This is a genomic window from Chryseobacterium camelliae, from assembly GCF_030818575.1.
Classification (GTDB): Bacteria; Bacteroidota; Bacteroidia; order Flavobacteriales; family Weeksellaceae; genus Chryseobacterium; species Chryseobacterium camelliae_A.
On record NZ_JAUTAL010000001.1, the window covers coordinates 3,708,634 to 3,729,264 of the forward strand.

The following is a 20,631-nucleotide window of genomic DNA, read 5'->3' on the forward strand; positions in this document are numbered from 1 at the left end:
GGATTTGTACAACTCCTTTGTTTACCAAGGAGAGTTTTGCCAACTCTTTTTTCCATTTAAAAAAACGCCAGAAGAACAAGTGAAATATTCCAAAAAGGAAAGAATAAATTCCACAAATAACAATGACTTTTTCCATGGACACTTAACTCTTCAGGGCAGCAATTTCATCTCTTAGTTTAGCAGCTTTGATAAAATCAAGATTCTTGGCAGCAGCTTCCATCTCTTTCTGTTTTTGGCTGATGACTTTATCCATGTCCCCGGAGGTATAACTTGCCTTGGCATCCGCAACTTTCTGAAGGATTTCTTTCTGGGTATATTTTTCATCCGGGAAATCCTTGCTCCTGCCTACCAGGCTTTCAGAAATCTTTTTGTTCAGTGCTTTCGGAACAATGCCGTGTTCTTCGTTGTATTTCATCTGCTTGGCACGGCGGTATTCTGTTTCATCCAATGTGGTCTGCATGGATTTGGTGATCTTATCCGCATACATGATGGCGCGGCCGTTGATATTTCTGGCTGCCCGACCTACTGTCTGGATCATGGATCTCCTGCTTCTCAGCATTCCTTCTTTATCGGCATCCAGGATGGCTACCAGTGAAACTTCCGGAAGGTCAAGACCTTCTCTGAGAAGGTTTACCCCAATAAGCACATCGAAGAGTCCTACCCGCAGATCCTGCATGATCTGTATTCTTTCCAGCGTTTCCACATCGGAGTGGATATACCGGGTCCTGATCCCGAATTTAGTAAAGTATTTGGTCAGCTCTTCAGCCATTTTCTTGGTCAGGGTCGTTACGAGAACCCTTTCGTCTACCTCAGCTCTTTTCCGGATTTCTTCCATCAGGTCATCGATCTGGTTGGCTGTTGGCCGTATTTCTATGATGGGGTCTAACAATCCGGTAGGACGGATGATCTGTTCCACATAGGTACCGCCTGTTTTTTCAAGTTCATAATCTGCCGGAGTAGCGGAAACATAGATCACCTGGTTCTGCATGCTTTCAAACTCCTCAAACTTCAATGGCCTGTTATCCATAGCTGCGGGAAGCCTGAATCCGTATTCCACAAGGGATTCCTTACGGCTGCGGTCGCCTCCGTACATGGCATGAACCTGAGGTACCGTAACGTGGCTCTCGTCAATCACCATCAGGAAGTCTTTCGGGAAATAATCAATCAGGCAGAACGGGCGCGAGCCGGGTACACGTCCGTCCAGGTAACGGGAGTAATTCTCAATACCTGAGCAGTATCCCAGTTCCTTGATCATTTCAAGATCCAGTTCCGTTCTTTCCTGAAGCCTTTTTGCCTCCAGGGGTTTTTCGATTTCATTAAAGAAATCCACCTGTTTCACCAGGTCATCCTGAATATTCCTGATCGCTCCGTTTAAGGTTTCTTTAGAAGTAACAAAAAGGTTGGCCGGATAAATCTGGATCTGATCAAATGCCGCTGTGACGTTCCCTGTTACGGGATCGAAACTCTGGATCTTTTCAATCTCGTCTCCGAAAAACTGGATTCTGATCGCGTTATCCGCATAAGCCGGGAATACGTCAATCACATCGCCCTTCACACGGAATGTTCCGCGTTGGAATTCATTTAATGTTCTGGAATATAGAGCGTTGACCAATGCGTGCAGCAGCGCTGTACGGGTTACCTTCTCTCCAATCCCAATGGAAATGAGCGATTTATGAAACTCAGACGGGTTCCCGATACCATAAATACAGGATACGGAAGCTACAATGAGCACATCCCGCCTTCCGGACAGGAGGCTTGCCGTAGCAGATAACCTTAGTTTTTCTACTTCTTCATTGATGCTGAGGTCTTTTTCTATATAGGTTCCTGAAGAAGCAATATAAGCTTCCGGCTGATAGTAATCATAGTAACTTACAAAATATTCAACGGCATTTTCCGGAAAAAACTCTTTAAATTCCATGAAAAGCTGAGCAGCAAGAGTCTTGTTATGGGCCAGCACCAGGGTTGGTTTCTGCACATTCTGAACCACATTGGCTACCGTAAAGGTTTTACCGGAACCCGTCACCCCCAGCAAAGTCTGGTATTTCTCACCGATCTCAATGCCTTCGGTAAGTTTCTGGATCGCTAATGGCTGGTCCCCGGTAGGTTTATATTCTGATTGAAGTTTAAAATTCATAAAATTCGTGATGTTATCCTAACAAAAATACGAAAGAATTATTTGGTATTCAACCATACGATGGATCTTAATCTGTATCTTGGTGATTCATTTTATTTATCATTTATGAATTGTTAAATAAAAAAGCATCCCGGTTTGGGATGCTCGTCTGTTTATTCAAATGACATGGTTAATGGCATTCGCATGGCATAATTCACCGGTCTTCCATCTTTTTCCGCAGGCTTCCAAGTGACATTTTCATTGGCTTTTTTAAATGAGATTAATGCTTCATTATTAAAAGACTCATTATTTCCTGCGACTTTTACATTCACTACATTTCCGGCGTCGGTTACGGTAAACATAATATCGGCTCTTGATAAGCCTTTTTCAGCTTCTAGTTTGGAGGGGTCTAACAATTTTGCAACTTTGTTTCTCAGTTCAATCGGTCCGCCGGGAAATTGCGGAAGCTGTGTCGGATCATTTGTTGAATTGGACACCGTTTCCTGATTCAGATTGGTGCTTTTACCTTCCTTCGGCCGGATGGTATCCTGGATCTTTTTATTTTCGATCAGCTGCTCGGGAATTTCAGATGCTTCAGACAAATCATATTTTACGGATTCCGTACCTTCATTTTGTTTAGTTTGGTCTGCCGGATCGTAATCTGGTTCTGACATTTTCTTTTGCGTCTTTTCAATCATTTTTTCAATCGGATGGGCATAGGTTTTTTCTACAAATAATCCGAAAGAAATAACCAGAGCAGGAATACTGATGGCTTTTTTTACTTGGGTCCATATGGACTTCTTGGTGTTCATCATAATAAAACGTTTTTTGATATTTTTAAAATTGAATGTATTGGTGAGGGTATAATTTTGACTTGAGATGATTTCATCTAATACTAAATTCTGATAGTCTTTGACGTTAAAATTATTTTCCAAAACCGAGTCATCCGCCAGGAATTCATGATTCATTAGGATGGCATTTTTGTAAAAATAGACAGCCGGATTGAACCAGGTGAAAGCTTTCACGATTTCGATAATAATGAGATCAATGCTGTGCTTCTGTTCCAGGTGGCTTTTTTCATGCAGAAAAATTCTATCATCTATTTGATTATTGATGAAATATCTTTTTCCTAAGTAGATCGTATTCCAAAAACTGAAAGGCTGAATTTCATCTTCTGTTACTGAAACTTTGAGATTTTGATAGATGATCTTCTCTCCCTTTAAATTTTTGATTTTCATAAATGAAATAATGAGTCTGCATAGGAATATAATAGTGATGATTCCATAGAGTATCCAGATCAAGTTAATGAGGTCGAAATCGTTCTGCTTAGGTGTAAGATCCAGAATCTGCTGTGTAGTTTCAAGGGTAGTCTGTAAATGGTTAACAGGTTTCGGAGCTTCCGTACTGATAGAGATAAAAGGAACCGTATAAGAAAATAACAATGAAAATAGCAGATAGATCCTATTGAATCGGTACATCTTTTCCTTCTGCAAAAATCCATAGTACAAGGCAATCAGCAGGCCAGAGCACAATATAATTTTAAAAAGGATTATCATTTTTCATCAATTTGCCTGTCGATAATTTCACGGAGTTCTTTCAGCTGTTTCTGGGACAGTTTTGCGTTCGAGGTAAAAAACGAAGCAAACTGTGTTACGGAACTGTTGAAAAAACGGTCAATCATGGAAGACATTTCTTCTTTGAAATATTCCCCTTTCTCGATTTTTGGAAAGTATTCGCGGGAATTTCCATACAATGTGTAGCCGACAAAATCTTTGTTCTGCATTCTTTTCAGCAGGGTGGCAATTGTGGTCGTTGCCGGTTTCGGCTCCGGATAAGACTCCAGGATATCCTTCATGAATGCTTTTTCTTTTTCCCAAAGAATATCCATAAGGCCTTTTTCAGAATCGGTAAGTTTTATTTCTTTCATATTCTACGGATTGTTAATTTATTCTACAAATGTAGAATAAAAAACATGAACTGCCAAATTTTTATGGCATTATTTTTCCATCCATTTCAGGAACCATCAAATCTAATCATATGAAATTCAATAAATTTTACATTTCTGCTCTCAGCTTATTCCTGATTTTATCTTCTTGCAAAGACAATACTGTGAATGCCCAGAGTCTGGGTAAAGACGGGAGTGTGGAAACCAAAGCACCAAATTCTCCGGAATACAAGCCCGCCTTTGCAGGACAGACCAGGATAAAAGCTGTAAAGACCTCAACGCCCTATAATGTGGAGGTTCTGAGTAAAGACCTTGGGAAACCCTGGGGAATCATCAACCTGCCGGACGGATGGTTTTTAATTACGGATAAAAGAGGATATATTAATGTTGTTTCGACCGACGGAAAACAGATCTCCAAAATTGAAGGATTCCCGAAAGTGGACTCCAAAGGCCAGGGAGGAATGCTTGACGTTGCCCTGGATCCGGACTTCAGCAACAACCGCATGATCTATTTCAGTTTTTCAGAGCCTTACGAGAAAGGAAATCATACCGCAGTAGGGAAAGGAATGCTTTCTGCCGATCTGAAGAATGTTTCAGGAGTACAGGTTATTTTCCGGGCAACCCCGACCTACGATGGCGACAAACATTACGGCAGCCGGCTGGCTTTTGATAAAGATGGAAACCTCTTCGTAAGTACAGGCGAGAGATCGGATAAACAGACCAGGGTTTATGCCCAGAGAACGGACAATTATTTAGGGAAAATTTTAAAAATAACAAAAGACGGAAAACCGGCGCCCGGAAATCCTTTTATTGGAAAAGCTGGCTTTAAACCGGAAATTTATGCTTATGGAATCAGGAATCCTCAGGGGTTGGCCATCGATCCTAACGGAACGCTCTGGGATGTTGAAATGGGACCGAAAGGTGGTGACGAAATCAACCTGATCAGGCCCGGTAAAAACTATGGCTGGGGCGATGTTACTTACGGAATCGAGTATTCCGGAGAGAAAATCAATAACGGAACTACGCAAAAGGCCGGGACGGAACAGCCGGTGTATTACTGGGATCCGGTCATTTCCCCAAGTGGTGTTACTTTCTATACTGGAAACATGGAGGAATGGAAAGGAAACCTGTTTATCGGTTGCCTGAGCGGCGAACATATCAACAGGATCGTTATGAAAGACAATAAAGTAGTGGGCGAGGAACGCCTGCTTGCAGATCAGAAAGAAAGGTTCAGGGATGTATTGAACGGTAGTGACGGCAGCCTGTATGCCGTAACCGATAGCGGAAAGCTGTACAGGATTTCAAAAAAGTAAACTCTTCAAATAAACATTATAAAGAACGGGTTCAGAAAAATATTCTGAACCCGTTTATGGTATAGCTACTAAGCTTCTTCCAGATGTACCGTGAAATGCCTCAGGAGCTCAGGCTCCCAGGTAATTCTGTACCCTTTGGTAATTTCATCCCGTCTTTCATATACATTTTTAATTGCGGCAGCAATATAATCCATATGATTATTCGTATAGGTTCTCCTTGGAATGGCGAGGCGTACCAGTTCCAGCTTAGGATAACGGTTTTCCCTGGTCTCCGGATCCCTGTCCGCCAGCAATGTACCGATTTCCACGGTTCTGATACCGGCTTCTTTATAAATTTCCAGCCCAAGAGTCTGTGCCGGGTATTCTTCGCGGGATACTTCAGGCAGGAAGTTAAGAGAATCAATGAATACGGCATGTCCTCCGATCGGTTTTTGTACCGGGATTCCGTATTCAATCAGTTTATGGCCAAGGTATTCAACCTGTGAAATCCTGCTTTCCAGGTAAGCAAATTCTGTCGCTTCATCCAGTCCTACTGCCAATGCGGCCATATCTCTGCCGGCCATTCCGCCATAGGTGATAAAACCTTCATAAATAATGGTGAAATTGGAAGCCTTCCTGAATACCTCTTCGTTATTCAGGGCAATGAATCCGCCGATATTTACCAATCCGTCTTTCTTGGAACTCATGGTCATCCCTTCCCCGTAAGAGAAAATTTCTTTGCAGATATCCTTGATGCTTCTGTGTTCCTGTCCCGCTTCTCTTTTCTTGATGAAATAAGCATTTTCAGCAAATCTAGCTGAATCAAAAAATACAGGGATTCCGTACTGGTCGGATAATGCTTTTACCGCTTTCATGTTTTCGAGAGATACAGGCTGACCTCCGGAAGAGTTACAGGTAATGGTGATCAGGCAGAAAGGGATTTTTTCTTTCGGATGGCTTTTATAGACTTCTTCCAGTTTTTCAAGGTTGATATTGCCCTTAAACGGATGAAGGTCATTGATATCAAAGGCTTCATCTATGGTACAGTCGATGGCATGAGCTTTCCTGAACTCGATATGCCCTTTTGTGGTATCAAAGTGCGAGTTTCCGGGAATCACGTCACCGTCTTTCACCAATACGGAAAACAGTACGTTTTCTGCGGCCCTTCCCTGGTGGGTCGGCAGCAGGTACTTGAACCCGGTGATCTTCTGAACGGTAGCATGCAGCTGCTCAAATGACCTGGATCCGGCATAACTTTCATCACCTGTCATCAGGGCTCCCCATTGCCTGTCAGACATGGCGCCTGTTCCGGAATCTGTCAATAGGTCAATAAACACCTGTGAAGATTTAAGGTTGAATAAATTATAACGGGCTTCTTTCAGCCACTGTTCTCTTTCTTCTCTGGTAGACTGGCGGATTTCTTCCACCATTTTAATGCGGAAAGGTTCCGCGTATGGTAAATTCATGGATTAAGTATGTTTAAGAATTGTTATAGAAAAAATTTAAAAATTCCATTCATCAGATATGTCTGCACAGGAACGGCTATTCCGGTGCCTTGAATATATTGTCATCTGAATGAAATCCTGCAACTCCGCCGCTAACGGCAAATTTCATGGCTGAAGCTGCGGTCATGCCCACGACAGGCTTGATATTTTTTTCTTCTGTAACAATTACCCAGCCTGAAATGGCGTAGGAATGCGGGAGGTAAACGGCCACATAATTGTGCTTTTCCACATCGGCCATTTCTTTTTGTGTAAGAAAGCCGATCCTCCAGATCTCTGGGTTTTCATTGGTCTTTACCCAGACCGGATCGTTGAATTTTTTTTTATCTCCGACGAAGGAGGACATGACGTCTTTCGTTGGGGTATAGATATGTTTTACACCGGGCGTTTTTTCCAGCAGGCGGTCCATGGAATCGAAAAAGAATTTGCCGACCACGAATTTATTTCCCAGGAAACCTAATGCGGCCGTAAACAGGATCGTTGAAATAAAAACCAGTCCCGGGATTTCTTTTGCCACAGACGGGATGATGTTATCAATAGACGTAACTACATACCATATAACAAAGATCGTCAGGCCGATTGGCCCGATAATGACTAATCCCTGGAAGAAATTCTTCAGGAAAAAATTGGCTATATTTTCAAACGTAAATTTTTTCAATGTCTGTTATTATCCGTGTATGGTTTCACCCTTTCCGTACGACTGGATGATCCTGGCCTCATAGTCCAGCCATTCTTCCCACCGTGCATTAACCTTTTCCGGGTCCCCAAGCTGCCTTGCAAATCCGATAAAAGTGGTATAATGGTTGGCTTCCGAAATCATCAGTTCACGGTAAAATGTTTTCAGCTCCTCGTCCCGTATATTTTCGGTAAGCACCTTGAACCTTTCACAGCTCCGGGCTTCTATCATGGCTGCGAAAAGCATTTTATCAACAATCAGGTCTTCCCGGCTTCCCTGGACGATGAACTTCATGAGTTCATTAACATAATCGTCTTTCCTGGCCCTTCCGAATGTATACCCTCTCTTTTTGATGATCTCATGCACCTGATTGAAGTGGTCCAGTTCTTCCTGTGCTATGGCAAGGAGTTCCGTGACAATTTCCGGGTGTTCCGGAAGCATGGTAATAAGTCCGATGGCATTGGTTGCCGCTTTCTGCTCACACCAGGCATGATCCGTTAAAATTTCTCCGATGTTCCCCTCTGCAATATTGGCCCACCTTGGGTCGGTAGGGAGTTTCAGCTTAAACATGTTTCAAATTTTCTGTAAAATTAAAATAAATTGCGATATGTCAGAACTTTTATTGAATTTTAATATTTTTAGAATGGATGTCTTTATTTTCGTTAAAACATTTTAAAATAATGGTATTTATTTTGATATTATGTCTATAACATTAAAAAAATAAAACAATGAAAACAATTTCAATGCTTAAAAGCAAAATTAATCAGGTATTTGCCCTTATTTTGTTCACTTTGATGTCAGGATTTACTTTTGCACAGGGGAACACAGGAAGTACAGGGACTGATGTTACTGTAAATTCTACCACAACAACCACAACAACAGAATGGTACACCGATCCTAAATACATCATTATAGGTGTGGTGGTACTCATCCTTATCGTTGTACTCCTTACCCGGAACGGAAGAAGAGACAGGGGCTAATCAGGCTGCTGTTTTCTTTCTTAAAAATTCCAGTATTTTCCATCCTTCCGCATCCGCTTTTTTAAGCAAAGGTGCAATAAGTGATGCTAAAATGATATTAATGCCGTAAATGATCACCATCATGATCCACCACGGCATTTTTCCGTTGATAGATACGACAATGCAGTATACCAGTGATGAGCTGATCCCTTGGGCAAAGTAAAAGAATATGGCATTTTTACCTATATATGTAATGAAATTTTCCTTGGTTATTTTAAGCCTGTTGTAAAGGGTAAATAAAGTAACCAGTGAAAATAATGTCCAGATTATATAGGGTATCTTTGGAGGAAACTTATTTCTGTTGATCTTATAAAAGATATCATTTCCGTAAAACCAGAACATCACCATCAGGAGCACCCCTACTGCCAAGTAAAGAAGCGGGATCATGCCCGGGCTTATTTTTTTGCCTTTCATCCTGTTGCCGATCAGGAAAACTGCCAGATAGAAGCTGACATATCCTACCTGGCCTGACGGATAGTAAAATGGGAAAAAATTAAACAGTAAGGTCAGGATAACACAGATTGCAATAAACCAGTTGATATGCTTCGGGAAAAACCTTAAGATCAGAACCCCGAATACAGTCAGGATAAAATAGACTTTCAGGTACCAGAAACTTCCCATAACTACCGGAAATGTATCAGCATTGGTATATTGGTGCAGATACCAGTTTCCGAGATTCTGCCATTGCGGTTCTGTAGATATTGCCGTCGCTGCATATTTGGATCCGAAAGTGGAATAAAAATGCTGGAGCCATTCCGCTGAAAAGAAGCTGAGACCGAATACCTTGAAAAAATAATCCGCGAACAAACAGCAGGGTAACAAAGATCATGTAGGTAATCTGAAGTTTCAGCAGCCTGTAAAATGTTTTTTCAATATTGTTGCCTGAAGTTATTCCGCTCAGGGCATAAAACAGCGCTACATCAAACACCAGGGAGAAGACCCTCACTTCTGCCGGAATATAAAACTGTCCGGACCAGAAAGCAGTGTGGATGAAGATAATGGACAGGGTAGCGAGCCCTTTGGCAAAATCAATGTAGAGATCTCTTTTCATGCAGTGTATATGGATATAATTGGCAAAGCCAAAATTAGATAAAGTTTTCGGAATAGGTTTCATAAAAAAAGGAAGCAGAATCGTAATCCTGCTTCCTTTACTGTAAATATTGAGAATGAATGTTACTATTTCAGTTGTTTGAACTCTTCCGCAGAGATTTCTCCGGACTGAATTTTTCTCAGCTCGTCAATATACTGCATCATATAAGCATCCAGCTCAGGATTTCTTGAGTTTTTCCCCATTTTATAGGTGCCGTTCAGGACGCCCTGGTAATAGTAGAAAAAGTTGTAGTCGAAATCAGAGGCTGAAAGGTTGTACTGTCCCAGCAGGAATCCCAGACGTACTGCTGATCTCCTTTGTGGGGGCGTACCATGGTGGCCAGGGCTAGTAGTAGAATAATCTCCGATGCTTTGTGCAAACTCATAAGCGGCGGCGATCTCCGAGAACTGTGTTTTGTTATATCCTTCCGGTCTTCTCAGATAGTAGCCTGCAAACCCGTCTGCCTCAAGCTCATTCGGTCTGGCAGTAGATTCACTAACGGAAGGCAGTCCGAAAATATACTGAAGCTGGTGGCCGTATTCGTGAGCGAGGATCATCGCATTTACGATATCTCCGCCTTTATTTTTGGCATCATAATAAATGGCATACCCGTAATAAATTTTTCCTGTGGAGTAGGAGATGGCATTATACGTAGAATTCGGATTGGAGGGATCATCAACAAATCTCAGGGTAGGATTGCTTCTGCCCCAAAGGCTGGCAATTTTCGTCATCTGGCCGTTCATGAAATTGGTATCCGTTGAGGTTTTCATGCTGGTTTTCAGCACCGCTGAGGAATTCCAGTTCTGGTCTACATAGTAACATGCCTTTTCCAGTTCATTAGGCTGTTCGATTTTGGCACTTTCAGCTTGTGGCTGCTGTAACAGATTGTCTTCGGTAGAGTTGTCATTACATGCTGTCAGAGAGAATACAGCCATAGCTCCTGCTAAACAGCAGAAATTAAAGTTTTTCTTCATATTAAAAATTTTGGTATCGACTAAGTTATAAAATTATCTCTTACACGGGATAATTTTCATTTAAAAAAATATTCATTGCATAGTGAATACATTTGGATTTTTATTTAATAAAAAAATAAAGATTGATTATGAGAGGATTGGAAAATTATTCTTATATTTGCACCTCGAATAACTAAAATTTTATAAACAATGTTTGCAATTGTAGAAATAGCAGGGCTTCAATATAAAGTTGAGCAAGACCAGAAGTTGTTTGTAAACCGTTTGGCAGGAGACAAAGGATCAAAAGTTTCTTTTGATAAAATTCTTCTTACCGTAAACGGTTCAATCACTGTAGGCGCCCCGGCTGTAAGCGGAATCACTGTAGAGGCAGAGATTCTTGATCACGTTAAAGCTGATAAGGTAATCGTTTTCAAAAAGAAAAGAAGAAAAGGTTACAAAGTGAAAAACGGTCACAGACAATCTCTTACTCAGATCCAGATTACCGGTATCACCGGATTTGAAGGAGCTAAAAAAGAAGAGAAAGCTGCTAGGAAGACCACGAAAAAAGCAGATGCTGAAACTGCTGAAAGCGCAGAATAATTGTAAAACCAAAAAACCTTAGAATAAAATGGCACATAAGAAAGGAGTTGGTAGTTCCAAAAACGGTAGAGAATCACACTCCAAAAGATTAGGAGTAAAGATTTTCGGAGGTCAGGAAGCTATTGCCGGAAATATTATTGTTAGACAAAGAGGTACGCAACACCACCCGGGTGCAAACGTGGGTATCGGTAAAGACCACACTTTGTTTGCATTGGTAGACGGTAAAGTAGTTTTCAGAAAGAAAGCAAACAACAGATCTTATGTATCTGTAGAAGCAAACGCATAATTTAATTATCCGTTTTATACAAAATCTAATCCTCAGCAATTTTGCTGGGGATTTTCTGTTTATTCATACTATTGGTTATTATTTTACGTTATACAAGGACCAATTCTAAAATAAAATCAATATGAAAAACGTAAAGAAACTTTCCAGAAATGAGCTTAGGACGCTTCAGGGCGGTTTTAAGTGTGAAGGGATTTCCTGTGACTGGTACTGTAGCCTGCCTGCAGAAAGCCGTCCGGTATGCCTTTCTCCGCAAACCTTAGTACCGATCTGCGGTGGATGCAACAGTGCCAATATATAGCATGATCTGCAATAGAATAAAAAATCTCCTTCATCATGAAGGAGATTTTTTTTAGAATCCTACCTGGAAACCGGCTTTTATACCGAACCTGGAAATGTCAGGCCGATCAAGGTAATTGCCCCGCCAGTTAAAGTCGACCCTGAAAATCCTGAGATTTCCGAAGCCGATATTCTCAATTCCAAAACCGTATTCAAAATACACATGGTCGCTGGGAGCAGAGTATTTGTAACCGGCAACATTGATGTTCTTGGATTCATCGCTTAATGTTCCGTAGGCTCCTCTCAGAAAGGCTACTTCCCTTAATTTCAGCTTTTTAATCAACGGAATAAATGACAGGATCTTGCCGTTGAAATGATGTTCCAGGTGCAGGGTGGTATAGGTGTCTGCAACAAATTCATAATAATTGAGCTGGGCAAAGGTATTGGCTGCTAAGCTGTATGACTGGTTCCCCGGGATTACGTTCTGCAGGGCCAGAGGCACCGTGTCGAAATTTTTTCCGGCTTCAAAATTTACCATCATTTTACCCCAGCTTCCGATCAGCACCGGTTTATAAAACATGAATTGCAGTTTATTATAATTATAGTCTGCATTGAAGAGGCCTTCTATACCGCGGGTATACTTCAGGATAATGGTAGGGGCAAGTGTGCCATGCTCTGTCCGGTCGACACCGGTCTGAGAAAATTTGGCCCCCGGCCTTGCAATCAGGCTGAAGGTTACGTGTGAGTCATTCAGCGTTTTCCTGAGCTCTCCGTTGCGGTAGTACATCAGGTTGAATCCGGAAGGATTGGCGGATTTGATGCTCTGCATGGTTCCGTCTATCCTGAACTGGATGTTTTTCCAGGGTTCAATGGAAGTGAAGACATTGGTTTGGTTAACGGAGCTTAATGAGGCATTTTCACCCCGGGCAAATACCGTTGATGAAGCAAAGGTCCTGGACATGATTCCGTCGTCATTGGTCAGCTGAACGCCTAACTGAAGGATATCCCTTCTGGTTCCTGCGCCAATCATAAACCGGTTGACCCTGTTGAACATATATTTGGCTTCCGCACCATACTTAATTTGTTGGTCCTTGAATCCGTAGGCCGTGTAAAACTGTACCCTCCACGGGTCATTACGGGTAAAGTATGTCCTGGCTCCGATCCTGATCCGGTCACCTTCCACATCATTCTTTCCGTACACAGAAAAGATAGGACCCAAATCAATAGCCTTAAAGACGTTATAATATCCTGAGCCAAGGGTTTCGTAGAGTTTTACGATACGGTTGAATTTTGGGGTCTTTTCAAGCCTGTCAAGCATTTCATAAACGCCCTGTTCACTTTTAGATAATGAATCAGGCCTTGCTTTTGCCCAGTAGGCATCATCTTTTTCCACGAATCCGCTTTCATACTCTTCTGCCTTGCGGTGGAAAACTTTCGGGTCAAGAGTTTTATTGAAATCATATTCTGAATAATCCACGGTTCTTTTCGCGATAAGGCTTTTTGCCGTTTTCTTTTTTGAAAAGGGTGTCATTTCAATTTCGGTCACAAACTTTCTCGGGAGGAAGGTATTTTCATCAGGATTATCGTATTCCAGCTCGGTGGAGATGCCATTGATAAAGTTGACATTGATTTTTTTAGTAGACTTTAATGTAGCACCCAGCACGGCATAGCTGTCTTTGGCAATATAGAGGTAACCCTGAAAAGCAAGGACTTCTGTCCGTTTAGGCTGGTAACGTATTCTGAATGCATTTTCCCCACGTACAGATATGGTATCGATCAGATTATAATCGTAAGTGCTGAATCCATCTGTTCCCACAGGGCTCGGAAAACCAATGTCGAAATAGTTCAGCGTATTGTCATAGATATTGATGTCACGGTACAGGTTTTTAGCCGTTAAAATAACGATCTGGTTGTCCTGGAAACCCGAAGTCTTTTGTGCGACGAGCAGTTTTTTGGTTCTTTTGGCAGGCCTGTTTTCCCCGTAGTTTTCGTATACGGCTTCATTGAGGAAGAGCGGAAGTGCCAGTTTGCCGCTGGCAGTGGAATCGGCATAATCGAAGACAAAATCAAGCTTATTAAACACTTTCTTCTTCATAAAAGCACTGTCCAGGTTATTGGCATCAAACTCTATCTTTTCATATTCTTTATAGGTATAGGTATCAAACTTATCCAGTCCGTTGTTTCTTTTCCTTTTCCATACTTCCTGCATGATGGCGTATGCCGGATTCTCTTTTTTATTTTTGTATTTCGGCTTTTCATTGTGTATTACCACTTCCTGAATGTCGCTAACCTTTTCACGGGAAAGTTTAACCAGGAGTGGAGCTGTGTTGTCCTGAGCAATACTGATTGTAGCCAGGGCGTAGCTTTTTTTCAGGAATTTCAGCTGGTAAATGATGCTGTCTGACTGTACCGTAAATGCCGCAGAGGAGGTGGTTAATACTGCTTTGTCCGATTCATTGATAAATACATCCACCCCGGTAATTTCCTTGTTGGTTTTGGCATCGACAATTCTGCCGCTGACGGTGCTTTGGGAATAGATGAAGCCGGAAAAGAATGTGAAGATTAAAAGATAATAATATGGAGTATGGTTAAACATTTGTTGTTTTATCAGGCATTAGCATAAACAAAAAGCATGCACTTTATTTATAACGATATAATTTCGGATAAATTTCATTCGTTTAGTACAAAAGTGCAAATGTAATGAATTAATACAAGCCGTTTCATGACGGGCATCAGTACAAGGATTTTAATTCGGTATGCTATGAATAAAGGTGGTTTATTGTATCTTGCTCAAACGCCAAAATAAATTGAGAACCACATGATCTCTTAACTCCTTAATAGGATCAGGCTATTGTCGAGCAGAAAGAAACTTCCTGATTAACCTGATCCATGATCAATTATAAGAGTTTAGAGATAAGTTTATTTACCTTTTTTTACCTGAAGCTCGATACTGTTATTTTTTTTATCAAGCTCTTCTTTCAATTGTTTTTCTGCATCGCGCATATCCTTTGATTGTAAAAATTCATCAGGTAATTGCATGCCTGCAGGCATTTTCTGAGTAATCATCTGCTTCATACCCGCCAAAGGATCATTTTTATATTGTTCATATTTTTCTAAAAACTTTTCTTTTGAGATTTCCCTTGAGCTAGATAAATTTGCCTGTTTGAAAAATCCTTCCATGTATGATGCCTCTTGAATATGGTCTGTTTTTCTGTTTCCCTTGAGTTCCCAGGAATAGTTTTTATGTTCATCCTCAATCTTTACGATTAACCCCGGAAGGCCATAAAATTTGTACGGTCCATCCTGAAAAGGGATTTCAGTCGTGAACCATGCGATCCACTTCCTGCCACCAAAATCTGTAGTTGCTTTTTGGGTGTTGTATATACCAATCTTCTGTTTTTCATCCGAAATCTTCCAGTTCAAGTTTGGGTTTTCGCGATAGGAATAATAATCCACAGCAATATGGTCTTTAAAAACCACTTCCTGTATCGGGTAGGTTTTGGAAATCTGATGCGTGAATTCAGCATTTCTATTACCCATCCTCTTGAAGTCAGGCATTTGGCTGGTTTTCATAGATTCCTGAAACATGGCGTTTGCTATTGAATCCACCTGGATATTTTCGTACGACTGATATACAGATTTATTTTTGTCTATATCCAAAACCATCATTTCCTTTTCGAGTTTTAAAGAATCCTTATTGGGCTTGTAGGTCAGTTCATAAAAGAATCGGTTTGCTGTATTTTGTGCATTGAGTAACACAATAGTTGTGGTCAGAATGATCTGAAAAGCTTTTTTCATAATCGATGTTTTAGGTGGTATGTTTAATTGTATTAGTTGAGTCCGTATTTTGTTGTTCTTTCAGGTCTCCTTTCTGAAAGGAATTAAGAATGGTCTGCATATCCGGAAAAGATGGATCTTCCCAGTATTTTGATGTATAATAGCTTCTATCCAGGTCAAACTTTACTTTATGATCATCTTTATGGTCTCCGGAATCAAACGATGTCGGATAGAAATTAGCATAGATATGGAGTATATTGTAGCTCGGTTCGTTTTTGTATTTCAGTTTTATAGATCTATTTTGATTGTATTCCAGAAGGTCTTCCAGTGTTTTCCGGGAATCTTTGTTATAAGCGATATTTATAATATTTCTAGCATAAAAAAAATGATATCCCAGGAACGCTATGTCTTTTTCTGGATATTGCACATCTTTGATCTCTATTTTGTCACTTTTACTGCTCTTCACTGCCTGATAAACCATGTTTTTGCTTTTTTTGTATAGATCAACGTTTCCCACCCATTTTATATCCGGAACTTGCATAAAAGTAGAGAACTCCCAAGAAGATGATTTTTTTAGGTTTAACTCTGATTTCAGCACTCTGAAAATCCTATACTGCTGGATCCGGATAGCTTTCAGTTTTTTTGTTTTACTGTTGAAAATATATCTTACAATCCCGTCAGCATAACCATTTACGGTATTGTTAAGGGTTGTATATGTATTAAAATTTCCTGTGACATATATATACTTTCCCGATTTATTATTTTTGACCGGCACGGGATCAATTTCTGTAACCTGATCATTAATTTTGATCACCGGCTGATCAAAATCTGAGTACGACAGGGTATCTATGGGAATATTCTTGTACACGAGCTGAAATTTCTCCTGATCAGGCTTCAGAGACTGCTTGTCAATTGTCCCATCGATGTCGGAGGAAGCCAGAATATGACCCTGTTTACCCAAAACCGAAATTTTGGGCAGCGGTTTTCCGGTCCTTTCGGAAACAAAGGTAATGCTCTGCGCATTGATTAAGCTGGACCATACGATCAGTAAGAATAACAGTGTACTTTTTTTCATGATAATTGTATATTGAAGATTAATAATCCTATCCTTTATAAGACAACTAAAATGTCAAAAAAGTTTCACCTGATTGATATTTTTATTATCAATATAAAGATATAGATGACTGACATCAGTCTTTCTCCGCAATTTTGCATCATTCATGAAGTGGCACGTTAAACATTGGGATCGTTTTTGCAAAATATTTTAGTATTGATATAAGATCAGGGCAGTTGCTGAAGATCATCATAATTCCTTAATGTTCATTAGGCTCCTCTTTTAGATCTCCTTTAAAAAAGCTGCTAAAGACAGGCTGCATATTAGGGAAAGAAGCATCCTGCCAATACTTGGACTGGTAATTACTGCTGCTTTTGCTGAACCTTACTTTTTTGACATCATTGTCATTGCTGAAACTGAATTCCGTAGTGTAAAAATTGTTGTACAATGCTAATTGATTGTATTCGGGTTCACTTTTATGTTTAAGCTTCATGAATATAAGCTCATTATATTCCAGAAAGTCTCTTAACGTCTTCCCTGATCCTTTTTCAAAAGACATACTGAACACTTTTCTGAAATCGTAAAACCGGAATCCTAAAAATCCGATTTCTTCTCCCTTGGCCATCGTATGGGCTACTTCAATCTGATCTTTAACGTCACCCTTCAATTCTTTAATGGTATTGCTTGCATTTTTATATTCTTCAGGATTTCCCACATGTTTAAGTTTCGGAAGTTCCAGGGAACTTACATAATCATAAGAGGACGTATTTTTTGTATCATTTGTTGCCGTTTGTAATCTGAAGATTCTGTACTGCTCTACATTGGTGCTTTTCAGCTTTCTTGTTTTGTTGTCAAAAACATAGGTAACAATCCCATCGGCATAGGCGTTCAGCCTGTCATTAACAGTGACATAAGCATTGAAATTCCCCTTGATAAGTATGTACTTGGCGGGCTTATCATTTTTAATGACTACCGCTTCGATGTCTTTGATACGGTCGTTAATTTTGATGATGTCCTTATCAAATTCAGAATATGATAAAGTAGCTACAGAAACATTATCATAGACCAGCTGAAATTTTTCCTGGTCCGGTTTTAACAACTGCTTATCGATTTTACCGTCAATATCCGAAAAAGCCAGTATACTGCCGTCTTTTCCGAAGACTGAAACTTTAGGCAGTGGCTTACCCGTCTTTTCAGAAACGAAAGTAATGCTCTGTGCATTGATAAAACTGTATATTGCGATAACCAAAAATAAAAAGATCTTTTTTGTCATACTGTTTTGTTTTTAAATTATTAAAGAATCATTTCTATTGATAAGACAACGGCAATAGTAAAAAGGTTTCAGTCTATCTGTATTTTTTAATTGAAAGGCATAAAAAAGACTGATCATTACAATCAGTCTTTCTGTATGATGGTATTATGTTTTATCAGAAAGTACATTTTTGAATTTCATACTGACCTTTTTCCCGGATATTTGTAAAATGGGCATCATTTTAAGTATGGATCAATATGTTAAGGTTTATATATCCAAATAATACTTATTGTATCAGGGAATATGCATTACTTATTATTGGGTAGTTCCCTTAGATCTTCTTTGAAGAAGCTGCTGAAAACCGGCTGCATGGTAGGAAAAGAGGGGTCCTGCCAATATGGTTTCTGATAATTGCTTCTGCTTTTATTGAAATTTACTTTTTTAATATCATCATCATTAGTAAAATTAAATTCTGTCACATAAAAATTATTGTATAATTCTAGTTGGCTGGGGTTGGGTTTCTCCTTAAGTTTAATTTTTGAGGAGCGGATTTCACTATATTCCAGCAAGTCTCTCAACGTTTTTCCTGATCCCTTTTCAAAAGATAGATTTATAATTTTTTTATGATCATAGATGGTTACTCCCAAGAACGAAAATCCTTTTTCCGAACCGATTCTATCAAGGATTTCAATCTGGTCGCTCTGATCTCCTTTTAATTCTTTAATCGTATTTTTTCCGGTTTTATATACCTCTGGCTTTCCTAAATATTTAAGTTCTGGTATCTCTAATCCTGCCGTGTAAGATAAGAAAGATCCATTCATTTCATCCTGCAATTTGAAGATCCTGTATTGCTCCACATTAATACTTTTCAATTTTTTTGTTTTATTATTGAAAATATAAGTCACGATCCCATCAGCATAGCTTGTTAGCATATTATCTGAAGTTACATAAGCATTGAAATTTCCCTTGACGAGAATGTATTTATCAGGTTTGTTGTTTTTGATGACCACCGCTTCAATGTCTTTGATACGATCATTAATTTTGATGACTTCCTTATCAAAGTCAGAATATGATAAAGTGGCTACGGAAACATTATCATAGACCAGCTGAAATTTTTCCTGGTCCGCTTTTAACGACTGCTTATCGATTTTACCGTCAATATCCGAAAAAGCCAGTATACTGCCGTCTTTTCCGAAGACTGAAACTTTAGGCAATGGCTTACCGGTCTTTTCGGATACGAAAGTAATGCTTTGTGCATGGATCAGACTATATAATGCGATAACTAAAAATAAAAAGATCTTTTTTGTCATACCGTCTTGTTTTAAATTATTAAAGAATCATTTCTATTGATAAGACAACGGCAATAACAAAAGGTTTCAGTCCATCTGTATTTTTTAACTGCAAGGCATAAAAAAAGACTGATCATTGCAATCAGTCTTTTTATTATTATCGTGTTACAAGTCCTTAGAAAGGATACTCATAAATTTCAGATTCGTGTAAATAAGGGTTTCCTGTAGGAATCAGTTTCAGTTTGGATAATGCTGTCATTACCGTAAAGATAAACAGTCCTCCTACGAAAAGGATCGCTCCGATCACCAATAGGAATACTTCAGGCGTTTTCCAGTATGGACCTACCGTTCCTGGCATCACCATATTGAAGTAGTCTACGATGTGTCCGAAAATCACTACTACAGCCATAGTGGTAACTACCTTGTAGTTTCTCTTGATGCTGCTGCTGACCAATACCAATAGCGGTAAAAGGAAGTTAACGATTAGCATCGGTAAGAAAGTAGGAGAGTAGTGCTGGAACCTTCCGAAGAAGTAGTTAACCTCTTCCGGAACGTTAGCGTACCAGTATAACATGAATTGAGCAAACCATGTATATGTCCAAAGCATACTTGTTGCGAAAAGGAATACACCAAGGTCATGCAGGTGATTGTCATTAAATTGAGGCAGGAACCCGTTTTTCTTAAGGAAAACACTTAAAAGGATGATTACTGCAATACCGCTTGACAGGCAGCTTACCATAGAATACCAGATATACATGGTAGAATACCAGTGAGGGTCAATAGACATCAACCAGTCCCAGGCCCAGGCTGCAGAAGCAAATCCGAAGAATGCAATATATCCTACCGCCCATCTGTACAGCATCTGATAATCTGTCCTGGATTTCGTTTCATCCACTTTTTTAGACTGTGCCTTAAGTTTCCATGCAAAGAAAGATGCTCCCACTACATAGATGATTGTTCTTACTGCATAGAACGGAATGTTAAGGAACTTTTTCTTTTCAAAAAGAATAACGTCGAAGTTTGGTTTTGTAGGGTCTGTAAGGTCTGGATCCATCCAGTGGAACAGGTGTCCGTTATGTGTGATATTCAGGATCATGATGATAACCAGAATAGCACCTCCGTATGGAATATAAGAAGCAATAGCTTCCATTACTCTTGTAATGATGATTGGCCAACCTGCGTGCGCAGCATGCTGAATACAGTAGAAGAACAGTACGCAGCAGCTTACCCCGAAGAAAAATACGGCTACAAAATGGATGGATGCCAAAGGCTGATTGTGAATCTGCATGGCAGCATGTTCCAGATGAGCTTCATGATCCTGAGGACCTACCATCTCGCTGGAGTGGGTAGGGGCATTATGGCCTGAAGAATGAACAGCCTCCATCATATGTTCGATCTTTTCAGTGGTGATTCCCTTATTCATAAAGAAACCGATACCAAACAATACCAAACCTACAATAAGGAGAATTATAGAAGTTGACTTTAATTTTGGTGAAAAACTATACAT

The 20,631-nt window shown here is 39.9% G+C and carries 18 protein-coding genes and 1 pseudogene; 5 read left to right on the forward strand and 14 right to left on the reverse strand.

The window, feature by feature from the left end:
• Nucleotides 1-142 precede the first annotated feature (142 nt).
• The 3 genes from uvrB to QE404_RS17105 form a co-directional block, all read right to left on the reverse strand.
• Nucleotides 143-2,134 carry an excinuclease ABC subunit UvrB gene (uvrB, locus tag QE404_RS17095; protein WP_307452531.1) on the reverse strand — a complete coding sequence of 664 codons (1,992 nt, stop codon included), beginning with the start codon at nucleotides 2,132-2,134 and terminating at the stop codon, nucleotides 143-145.
• A 152-nt stretch (nucleotides 2,135-2,286) separates the two neighbouring features.
• Nucleotides 2,287-3,669, reverse strand: coding sequence for a M56 family metallopeptidase (locus QE404_RS17100; protein ID WP_307452533.1), 1,383 nt, complete (start codon nucleotides 3,667-3,669; stop codon nucleotides 2,287-2,289).
• Nucleotides 3,666-4,040, reverse strand: a complete 375-nt coding sequence (locus QE404_RS17105) for a BlaI/MecI/CopY family transcriptional regulator (protein WP_307452534.1) — start codon at nucleotides 4,038-4,040, stop codon at nucleotides 3,666-3,668. The genes QE404_RS17100 and QE404_RS17105 overlap by 4 nt, the downstream gene beginning before the upstream one ends.
• A gap of 110 nt (nucleotides 4,041-4,150) precedes the next feature.
• On the opposite strand from QE404_RS17105, the gene QE404_RS17110 reads away from it, so the two are divergent.
• On the forward strand, nucleotides 4,151-5,371 hold the full coding sequence (locus QE404_RS17110; RefSeq protein ID WP_307454028.1) for a PQQ-dependent sugar dehydrogenase: 1,221 nt from the start codon (nucleotides 4,151-4,153) through the stop codon (nucleotides 5,369-5,371).
• A gap of 68 nt (nucleotides 5,372-5,439) precedes the next feature.
• Here QE404_RS17110 and QE404_RS17115 read toward each other — a convergent pair whose 3' ends face one another.
• The 3 genes from QE404_RS17115 to QE404_RS17125 form a co-directional block, all read right to left on the reverse strand.
• The gene (locus tag QE404_RS17115; protein ID WP_307452539.1) at nucleotides 5,440-6,816 is read right to left on the reverse strand and encodes a tryptophanase; all 1,377 of its coding nucleotides are present in this window, start codon (nucleotides 6,814-6,816) and stop codon (nucleotides 5,440-5,442) included.
• Nucleotides 6,817-6,892: 76 nt separating this feature from the next.
• Nucleotides 6,893-7,510 carry a DUF502 domain-containing protein gene (locus QE404_RS17120; RefSeq protein ID WP_100076256.1) on the reverse strand — a complete coding sequence of 206 codons (618 nt, stop codon included), beginning with the start codon at nucleotides 7,508-7,510 and terminating at the stop codon, nucleotides 6,893-6,895.
• A 9-nt stretch (nucleotides 7,511-7,519) separates the two neighbouring features.
• Nucleotides 7,520-8,098, reverse strand: coding sequence for a tRNA-(ms[2]io[6]A)-hydroxylase (locus QE404_RS17125; protein WP_307452541.1), 579 nt, complete (start codon nucleotides 8,096-8,098; stop codon nucleotides 7,520-7,522).
• A 158-nt stretch (nucleotides 8,099-8,256) separates the two neighbouring features.
• On the opposite strand from QE404_RS17125, the gene QE404_RS17130 reads away from it, so the two are divergent.
• Complete coding sequence (locus QE404_RS17130) at nucleotides 8,257-8,508, forward strand: hypothetical protein (protein WP_307452542.1); 252 nt, start codon at nucleotides 8,257-8,259, stop codon at nucleotides 8,506-8,508.
• On the opposite strand, the pseudogene QE404_RS17135 reads toward QE404_RS17130, so the two are convergent.
• A pseudogene (locus tag QE404_RS17135) lies at nucleotides 8,509-9,598 on the reverse strand (acyltransferase family protein).
• Between the two features lie 125 nt (nucleotides 9,599-9,723).
• Nucleotides 9,724-10,611 carry a metalloprotease gene (locus QE404_RS17140; protein ID WP_307452547.1) on the reverse strand — a complete coding sequence of 296 codons (888 nt, stop codon included), beginning with the start codon at nucleotides 10,609-10,611 and terminating at the stop codon, nucleotides 9,724-9,726.
• Nucleotides 10,612-10,800: 189 nt separating this feature from the next.
• Between QE404_RS17140 and rplU the strand changes: the two genes are divergently transcribed.
• The 3 genes from rplU to QE404_RS17155 all read left to right on the forward strand — a co-directional run bounded on the left by rplU (nucleotide 10,801) and on the right by QE404_RS17155 (nucleotide 11,774).
• Entirely contained in the window at nucleotides 10,801-11,190 is a 390-nt protein-coding gene (rplU, locus tag QE404_RS17145; protein ID WP_307452549.1) for a 50S ribosomal protein L21, read from the forward strand.
• Between the two features lie 28 nt (nucleotides 11,191-11,218).
• Nucleotides 11,219-11,476: a 50S ribosomal protein L27 gene (gene rpmA, locus QE404_RS17150; protein ID WP_294208918.1), complete on the forward strand. Its 258-nt coding sequence runs from the start codon at nucleotides 11,219-11,221 to the stop codon at nucleotides 11,474-11,476.
• A gap of 121 nt (nucleotides 11,477-11,597) precedes the next feature.
• Nucleotides 11,598-11,774 carry a bacteriocin-like protein gene (locus QE404_RS17155; protein WP_307452552.1) on the forward strand — a complete coding sequence of 59 codons (177 nt, stop codon included), beginning with the start codon at nucleotides 11,598-11,600 and terminating at the stop codon, nucleotides 11,772-11,774.
• Nucleotides 11,775-11,825: 51 nt separating this feature from the next.
• Here QE404_RS17155 and QE404_RS17160 read toward each other — a convergent pair whose 3' ends face one another.
• The 6 genes from QE404_RS17160 to QE404_RS17185 form a co-directional block, all read right to left on the reverse strand.
• Nucleotides 11,826-14,348 (reverse strand): DUF5686 family protein, encoded by a 2,523-nt coding sequence (locus QE404_RS17160; RefSeq protein WP_307452554.1) that lies wholly within the window; start codon nucleotides 14,346-14,348, stop codon nucleotides 11,826-11,828.
• A gap of 323 nt (nucleotides 14,349-14,671) precedes the next feature.
• A complete protein-coding gene (locus QE404_RS17165) occupies nucleotides 14,672-15,550 on the reverse strand; it encodes a GLPGLI family protein (RefSeq protein ID WP_307452556.1) in 879 nt (292 codons plus the stop codon).
• A 10-nt stretch (nucleotides 15,551-15,560) separates the two neighbouring features.
• Nucleotides 15,561-16,604: a hypothetical protein gene (locus QE404_RS17170; RefSeq protein WP_307452558.1), complete on the reverse strand. Its 1,044-nt coding sequence runs from the start codon at nucleotides 16,602-16,604 to the stop codon at nucleotides 15,561-15,563.
• A gap of 238 nt (nucleotides 16,605-16,842) precedes the next feature.
• Nucleotides 16,843-17,856, reverse strand: coding sequence for a hypothetical protein (locus tag QE404_RS17175; RefSeq protein WP_307452560.1), 1,014 nt, complete (start codon nucleotides 17,854-17,856; stop codon nucleotides 16,843-16,845).
• A 287-nt stretch (nucleotides 17,857-18,143) separates the two neighbouring features.
• Complete coding sequence (locus QE404_RS17180) at nucleotides 18,144-19,145, reverse strand: hypothetical protein (RefSeq protein ID WP_307452562.1); 1,002 nt, start codon at nucleotides 19,143-19,145, stop codon at nucleotides 18,144-18,146.
• Between the two features lie 154 nt (nucleotides 19,146-19,299).
• Entirely contained in the window at nucleotides 19,300-20,631 is a 1,332-nt protein-coding gene (locus QE404_RS17185) for a quinol:cytochrome C oxidoreductase (RefSeq protein ID WP_307452564.1), read from the reverse strand.

Coding starts and splice junctions, on each gene's coding strand:
- uvrB (WP_307452531.1), bottom strand. CDS start 2,134: ATGAATTTTAAACTTCAATCAGAATATAAACCTACCGGGGACCAGCCA.
- QE404_RS17100 (WP_307452533.1), bottom strand. CDS start 3,669: ATGATAATCCTTTTTAAAATTATATTGTGCTCTGGCCTGCTGATTGCC.
- QE404_RS17105 (WP_307452534.1), bottom strand. CDS start 4,040: ATGAAAGAAATAAAACTTACCGATTCTGAAAAAGGCCTTATGGATATT.
- QE404_RS17110 (WP_307454028.1), top strand. CDS start 4,151: ATGAAATTCAATAAATTTTACATTTCTGCTCTCAGCTTATTCCTGATT.
- QE404_RS17115 (WP_307452539.1), bottom strand. CDS start 6,816: ATGAATTTACCATACGCGGAACCTTTCCGCATTAAAATGGTGGAAGAA.
- QE404_RS17125 (WP_307452541.1), bottom strand. CDS start 8,098: ATGTTTAAGCTGAAACTCCCTACCGACCCAAGGTGGGCCAATATTGCA.
- QE404_RS17130 (WP_307452542.1), top strand. CDS start 8,257: ATGAAAACAATTTCAATGCTTAAAAGCAAAATTAATCAGGTATTTGCC.
- QE404_RS17140 (WP_307452547.1), bottom strand. CDS start 10,611: ATGAAGAAAAACTTTAATTTCTGCTGTTTAGCAGGAGCTATGGCTGTA.
- rplU (WP_307452549.1), top strand. CDS start 10,801: ATGTTTGCAATTGTAGAAATAGCAGGGCTTCAATATAAAGTTGAGCAA.
- rpmA (WP_294208918.1), top strand. CDS start 11,219: ATGGCACATAAGAAAGGAGTTGGTAGTTCCAAAAACGGTAGAGAATCA.
- QE404_RS17155 (WP_307452552.1), top strand. CDS start 11,598: ATGAAAAACGTAAAGAAACTTTCCAGAAATGAGCTTAGGACGCTTCAG.
- QE404_RS17160 (WP_307452554.1), bottom strand. CDS start 14,348: ATGTTTAACCATACTCCATATTATTATCTTTTAATCTTCACATTCTTT.
- QE404_RS17165 (WP_307452556.1), bottom strand. CDS start 15,550: ATGAAAAAAGCTTTTCAGATCATTCTGACCACAACTATTGTGTTACTC.
- QE404_RS17170 (WP_307452558.1), bottom strand. CDS start 16,604: ATGAAAAAAAGTACACTGTTATTCTTACTGATCGTATGGTCCAGCTTA.
- QE404_RS17175 (WP_307452560.1), bottom strand. CDS start 17,856: ATGACAAAAAAGATCTTTTTATTTTTGGTTATCGCAATATACAGTTTT.
- QE404_RS17180 (WP_307452562.1), bottom strand. CDS start 19,145: ATGACAAAAAAGATCTTTTTATTTTTAGTTATCGCATTATATAGTCTG.
- QE404_RS17185 (WP_307452564.1), bottom strand. CDS start 20,631: ATGTATAGTTTTTCACCAAAATTAAAGTCAACTTCTATAATTCTCCTT.